Origin of the sequence: Campylobacter sp. CNRCH_2007_0968H, from assembly GCF_025773245.1 — a bacterium.
Classification (GTDB): Bacteria; Campylobacterota; Campylobacteria; order Campylobacterales; family Campylobacteraceae; genus Campylobacter_D; species Campylobacter_D lari_D.
Map to the genome: position 1 here is coordinate 1 of NZ_JAKMTQ010000024.1, position 6087 is coordinate 6087.

The 6087-nt window shown below is 26.7% G+C and carries 7 protein-coding genes and 1 pseudogene; 5 read left to right on the top strand and 3 right to left on the bottom strand.

Features of this window, described 5'->3' with window-relative positions; genetic code table 11:
- Window positions 1–49: 49 nt before the first annotated feature.
- The 3 genes from L8Y18_RS08265 to L8Y18_RS08775 are packed head-to-tail and all read left to right on the top strand — an operon-like array spanning window position 50 to window position 2023.
- Window positions 50–799 carry a hypothetical protein gene (locus tag L8Y18_RS08265; protein ID WP_133319961.1) on the top strand — a complete coding sequence of 250 codons (750 nt, stop codon included), beginning with the start codon at window positions 50–52 and terminating at the stop codon, window positions 797–799.
- 8 nt (window positions 800–807) lie between these two features.
- A complete protein-coding gene (locus tag L8Y18_RS08770) occupies window positions 808–1437 on the top strand; it encodes a DUF2920 family protein (RefSeq protein ID WP_412175462.1) in 630 nt (209 codons plus the stop codon).
- Window positions 1427–2023, top strand: a complete 597-nt coding sequence (locus L8Y18_RS08775; RefSeq protein WP_412175463.1) for a DUF2920 family protein — start codon at window positions 1427–1429, stop codon at window positions 2021–2023. Before L8Y18_RS08770 ends, L8Y18_RS08775 begins: the two co-directional genes overlap by 11 nt.
- Here L8Y18_RS08775 and L8Y18_RS08275 read toward each other — a convergent pair.
- The gene (locus L8Y18_RS08275; protein WP_412175464.1) at window positions 2016–2249 is read right to left on the bottom strand and encodes an acyl carrier protein; all 234 of its coding nucleotides are present in this window, start codon (window positions 2247–2249) and stop codon (window positions 2016–2018) included. The genes L8Y18_RS08775 and L8Y18_RS08275 overlap by 8 nt on opposite strands.
- 60 nt (window positions 2250–2309) lie before the next feature.
- On the opposite strand from L8Y18_RS08275, the pseudogene L8Y18_RS08280 reads away from it, so the two are divergent.
- Window positions 2310–3526, top strand: a pseudogene (locus L8Y18_RS08280) (DUF2920 family protein).
- An 86-nt stretch (window positions 3527–3612) separates the two neighbouring features.
- Here the strand turns inward: L8Y18_RS08280 and L8Y18_RS08285 are convergent.
- A complete protein-coding gene (locus L8Y18_RS08285) occupies window positions 3613–4515 on the bottom strand; it encodes a 3-oxoacyl-ACP synthase (RefSeq protein ID WP_263676639.1) in 903 nt (300 codons plus the stop codon).
- A gap of 71 nt (window positions 4516–4586) precedes the next feature.
- On the opposite strand from L8Y18_RS08285, the gene L8Y18_RS08290 reads away from it, so the two are divergent.
- Window positions 4587–5630 (top strand): acyl carrier protein, encoded by a 1044-nt coding sequence (locus L8Y18_RS08290; protein ID WP_263665130.1) that lies wholly within the window; start codon window positions 4587–4589, stop codon window positions 5628–5630.
- A 20-nt stretch (window positions 5631–5650) separates the two neighbouring features.
- Here L8Y18_RS08290 and L8Y18_RS08295 read toward each other — a convergent pair whose 3' ends face one another.
- Window positions 5651–5875, bottom strand: a complete 225-nt coding sequence (locus L8Y18_RS08295; protein WP_087698989.1) for an acyl carrier protein — start codon at window positions 5873–5875, stop codon at window positions 5651–5653.
- Between the last annotated feature and the right edge of the window lie 212 nt (window positions 5876–6087).

A 6087-nucleotide genomic window follows, 5' to 3' on the forward strand; every position in this document is an offset into this window, starting at 1 on the left:
ATTACTTGATGTGCAAAAATTAAACTAAAAGATGCAAGAAAGGAAAGAAATGAAAAATTTTTTTAACTCATTACAAGATAAAGAATTTATTTTTGCGCCACAATGCTATAAAACATGCAATGGCGGATGCTGTCATAATATTCATGCACAATATTTTAAATTTAATAAATCTAGTGCGGTGATATTACCTATGCTTGAAGTTGAATATCTTTCGCTAAAGCAAGCCGGTAATACATATTTAGAAAATGGAAAAGTCAATACCTTTACTTTAAAAAATGGAAAAAAAATCAATGCTTATTTTGCAAAATGTGATTTAAATGGACTTTGTAATCCTCATAGTCTTAGACCTTTGATATGCAAGCTTTATCCTTATTATCCTCAGGTTGATTATGATGGAAATTTTTTAGGGGTTAAACCTTGTGCGTTATTTGATATTTTTTATAAAGATGCCCAAAAGCATTATTGTACTATAACCCATAGAAAAAATGATGAGTTTTTAAAGGAATTTGAGCAAAGCACACAGGTATTAAGAAAGGAACCTATAATGATATTTGTGTTTAAGGTGCTTGAAGTAGTAGAAGAAACTCTTAAGCAGTATACTTATGATCATTATGGAAAAGTAATTTATCTTGAAGAATTAACACATGAAGAAAAATTTGATTTTTTTGCTTTTCAAGAGATTAATTCTATGACTATGCAAGCATATAGAAATGAAAAATTTATTGACAAAATTCAAGATATATATGATAATTTAGAAATGCGATATCAAGAGCATTTTACAAAGTATTTTAATGATTAGAGAAAATTATGCTTAAAAATGAAACTTATTTCATAGACTCTTGTGATGATGTAGAATTAAATATAAAAAGAGAAAGTAAATTAGAATATAGAATTACTTATGATGATAGTAAGCAAATGAAAGCTATCGTTTTTATCATAGGAGCGTATGGTTCTAATGTTGATTTATCAATCATTGATTTTGACAGGCAATTTATAGCTAAAAAATTTGATGTAGTGGCTGTAAGTGTTTTATATCATTGTTTTAGCTGTAGAATAAATAGCAAGGATAAAAAATACAGTGCTACTTTTTCGTATGATGAAAGAGATGTAGCTTATTTCAAGGAGCAATTAAATAAACATGGTATTGCTTTTTCTGGCGAAATTAATCAAGAAAACATACAAAAACAAATTGTTTCTTTAGAATCTATGCTTGATTTTTATAGATTAAAAAATATGATAGGTGATGATTATGAGTTTCATTTAACTTCAACTTTGCTACCATCAAATAACGAATATCAAAATTATGGAATTATGGCAGCTATCGATCATATCAATGCTTTAAAAGATATAATGAAAAATTATCCTCAATTTAAATCTTTACCTAAAATTTACGGGGGGGGGGTCATACGGAGGTTATTTAGCGCTAATGTGTGCTAAAATAGCTCCTTGGTATGTTGATGGAGTTATAGATAATTCAGGCGAAGCAACATTAATTTTAGGTTGTATTATAGGAAAAGATTTAAATTTTCACGATATATATTATAACTATAAGAGTTTTCTTATAGGATGTTTTATAAAAACATATTGGAATTCTGATAAAAATTCTCCTTATTGTTTTAAAGATGAGTATTTTCTTGTTAGAACTTTATTGAATAAAGAACATTTAATTTTACAAGTGCAAAAAAATAAAAATATAGTTTATATAAGCTATCATAGCTCTAATGATTTATTAACTTCTTATAAAAATAAAATTTGTTTGATAGAGTTGTTAAAAGCCTTAAATTATGAAGTAGATTTTCATCTAATAGATGAAAAAGATATAGATGGTAAATTTATTAAAAATTTAGATCATGGGGGTGGAATAACAGTCAAAGCTTTATTTGGTAGGGAATTACCAAAAATGCTTGAAAAATTTAAGGATAAAAATTTTACCCTAAGAGAAGATAGTATAAGTTATCCTTGCAAGGATAAGGTTTTTACTTTTAAAGATAAAGGTAATAAATTTGTGCTTGAGATTATATAACTTCCTCAAGCATATTTTTAATCGTAGAAAAATCCTCAAAATTATCCGGAGTGATATATTTAGCATCTAAATTTTTTCCTATAAATTTTTCGATTTCAAGTATTAATTTCATCATATCAATACTATCAATAATATCATCATCCACTAAATTACGACTGCTTTCATTGATATCACTTCTGTTGATTGCATTAAACATTTTTTGAATATCTTCAAAGTTAATATTCACATCTAGCTCCTTATTTTTTAGTTATAATAATACTTAAAAAATGCAAATATAAGGCTTAACATGCTCATAAATCAAACTTATTTTATAGACTCTTGTGATGATGTAGAATTAAATATAAAAAGAGAAAGTAAATTAGAATATAGAATTACTTATGATGATAGTAAGCAAATGGAAGCTATTGTTTTTATCATAGGTGGATTTGGGGCAAATGCTAATATATCTTTTTTAGATTTTGATAGAGAATATCTTGCTAAAAAATTTAATATTATTGTTGTAAATGTTTTTTATCATTGCTTTAGTGCTAGGCCTTCTATAGATGAGAAATATAATCCGATTTTTATGCCAAATGAAAAAGATTGGGAAAGTTTTTGTAAAATAGCAAAAATTTGTGATATGGAAATTTATGACCATGAAAAAAGCAATTTTAAAAATTGTATAAGAAAACTTGATGAAAGATCTAAACAAATAAAACATGAAGGAAGACTGAAAAAAGATTTTTTGATAAATCTTTCTTGTGATTTTGTATTGCCAAATAACGAATATCAAAATTATGGAATTATGGCAGCTATTGATCATATCAATGCTTTAAAAGATATAATGAAAAATTATCCTCAATTTAAATCTTTACCTAAAATTTACGGGGGGGGTCATACGGAGGTTATTTAGCACTAATGTGTGCTAAAATAGCTCCTTGGTATGTAGATGGAGTGATAGATAATTCAGGAGTGACATTGCCTCATTTGCCTCATTTGTTAGGTAGAGAAAGTGAGTGTGGTGAATTTGCTATTAGAGGTGATAATTATATTTTATTATGTTTTGTAAAAAAATACTGGACTAGAGATGAAAGCTCTCCGTATTTTTTAAGTGATGATAATTATATGATAAGGGTTCTTTTAAACTCAAAGCATCTAAGTTTGCAAAATGAAAAAAATCAAAATACAATATTTATCAGTTATCATAGCGCAAAAGATGAGGGAGCTCCAGTGGAACATAAGAGTAATTTTTATGAATTTTGCAAACAACTTGGATTTGATACAACTTTGCATATTGTTAAAGATGAGAATGATGTAGATGGTAGATATATAAAGAGCTTAGAGCATGGTTTGAGAATGACAGATAGGGCTTTATTTAAAAAAGAATTACCTATATTGCTTGAAAAACTAAAAAATAAAACATTTAATATGAGAGAAAATAGCATATCTTATCCTTGCAAAGATAAGATATTTACTTTTAAAGATTTTAAAGATCGATTTGAGCTTAAAATTACACGACTTTGATAAAACTTTGAAGTTTATCAAAATTTATTTTTAGGCTACATGCATTAAGGGTGATACCTGTTCCAAAGCTTCCAAGGAAAATTTGTTTACCCCCCCCCAGTATATGAAGCTAATTCTAGAGGTAATTTATTTATAGTAGTGTTTCCATAGTTTTTAAGAATATTATCTTGGATAAAATTTAAATTTAGTCTCTCATATAGTTTTTGTTTTGAAAAATTATCAGAAGAGTGGATAAAAAATTCATCGAAACTAGTTTTTTCTAGATTGAAATGTTCAAAAAATTCTTGAAAAAATGTTGGATAGTTTTGCATAATAAAAGAAAAAGCTAGAGTGGTATTGGCTTGTATGTTTTTATTACTATTAATTTGAAATCCGCCATAGGGTAAAGTTTCTTCTACACATTGAGTAGAAAAAACTTTTTGAGAAAAACAGCTTTTTTCTTTAGAATTGGTATTTTTTTCTATTAAAATCGCACTTGCACTATCGCTATTATTTAAAAAGGTAATTTTATCTTTTTGAGCGTCAATCGCTTTACTTTTTACACTGGCGCATATTAAAATAGCTTTTTTTATGTTCTGTTGATTTAAAGCTAAAAACACTTGAAGCAAACTCTGTAAAAATCCAGGACAAAAACCTAACACATCTAAACATAAAGTATGATTGCTTAAATTTAAATTTTTGTGGATTAAACTAGTGCAAGCTGGTGCTAAATAATCTGGTGTAAAGCTTGTAAAAACAAGTAAATCAATTTCATCTTTTCTGATTATATTTTTTGAGAAAAGTTCTTTTAGTGCTTGTGTTGCTAAATCACTTGCGTATGTTGAATCATCACTTATAAAATGATTGAAAATTCCTGAGTTTTCTTGCAAAAGTTGATACTTTCTTTCATTTATATTGCAAAGCTTTAATTTATCTTCTTTGTGGAGTGGATTTTTAGGTAGAACAATACTAATAGCTTTAATAGAATGGTTGGTAATTTCTAAATTCATTATTACTCTCTTTTATTTTTTAGATATTTTATCATTTTTTATTTGTTATAATAAATTAAAAAAGGAAAAAAATGACAGCGTATATTAGTATAGGAACAACCAATAGTGGCAACCAAGAAAGACAAGGCTTTTTAATGCAAAATGAAAATAAACTTTTGCAACAAGGTTATATCTATCCAAAATCTCTTAGAATGGCAAATAGACATTGGGTTTTAGTCGATATAGTTTTAGAGCTTATAAAAAAAGATAAATTAAGTCAAAATCCATTGGACGATTTAGAAGATGTGCGTTTGATTAAGGCTATTGAGAATTTCAAAATAGAAGCCACAATACATAAAGATAAGAAATTTATATTTTCTGCAGAAGGGATAGTTTGGGATTTTTCTACTAAAAGGCATATAGAAATTCTTAAAAATGTTTTAAATGCTTTAGGATTTGATGAAATTTATGAAATTATTTACTTTAGAGATACTCTTGGATATTTAAATTCTCATTGTTCTCAAGATATTAAAAATAATATGGGGTTTTATAGTGCTGATTTTAAGCCTGATGAGCATCCTAGAAAATATATATTTGATTATAAGTGGATTTGTGAGAGCCATATAGAAGTATTTGGTGAAAAAAGTTTAATAGTGAGACTTTTGAAGGAAGAATATGTTGGCGGAACATTACTTAAAGATTTTGTATATCATTTAGGTTTAGAATGGGATGATGAATTTTCATTAAAGCAAAATAAAAATGAAAGTTTTAATCTTTTAGGTATGGAGCTTCAAGGAAGACTTATAAAAAAAGATTTGCATGGGCAAAACATAAATTCTTTACTTTATACGGCTAGAAAAATTTTTGAAGGTGCTAATGAGGATAGGTTGAAATTTAGAGTGCAAAAAGAAATAGCAAAAGCTTATGTTGATTATTATGCTCCTTCACTTGAGTGGGTTAGAGCTAAGTATTTTCCACACAGAAAAAGTTTATTTGAGCCGATTAGTTGGGATGAGTATGAAGAAAATCCAACCTTAACCCAAACCAAAGAAAGTGATTGGGATAAAATAGCTGATTTTATAGCAGAAATTATTGTGTCTAAAAATAAAATTATCCAGTCTTTAAAAAGTAATTAACGCAATGTTTTAACATTGCGTTAATTATATGCTTTTTCTAGCATATTTTTGATACTTTGAAAATCTTCAAAATTTTCAGGACTTATAAATTCAGCATTGAGACTTTTTCCATAGTGTTTTTCAATTTCAGCTACTAAAGCCATAATATCAATACTATCTATAATGTCTTCACTTACTAAATTTTGCATTGTTTCATCAATATCGGTTCTCTCTATGTTCATAAAAAACTTTTTAATATTTTGCATATTTATCCTTTTTTTGTTTAAAATAATAATGATTATTATATCTTATTAATATTGAATTTTATAAGAATTTGATAATATATTATCTTTATTAATTTGAGAAAGTTTTAAATGATTGCAAGTGTTATTTGGCTTACAGGTTTAGCAGGTAGTGGAAAAAGCTATTAGGTAAAGCATTATATGAGAAATTAAAAAATGAGCATAAAAACATTATC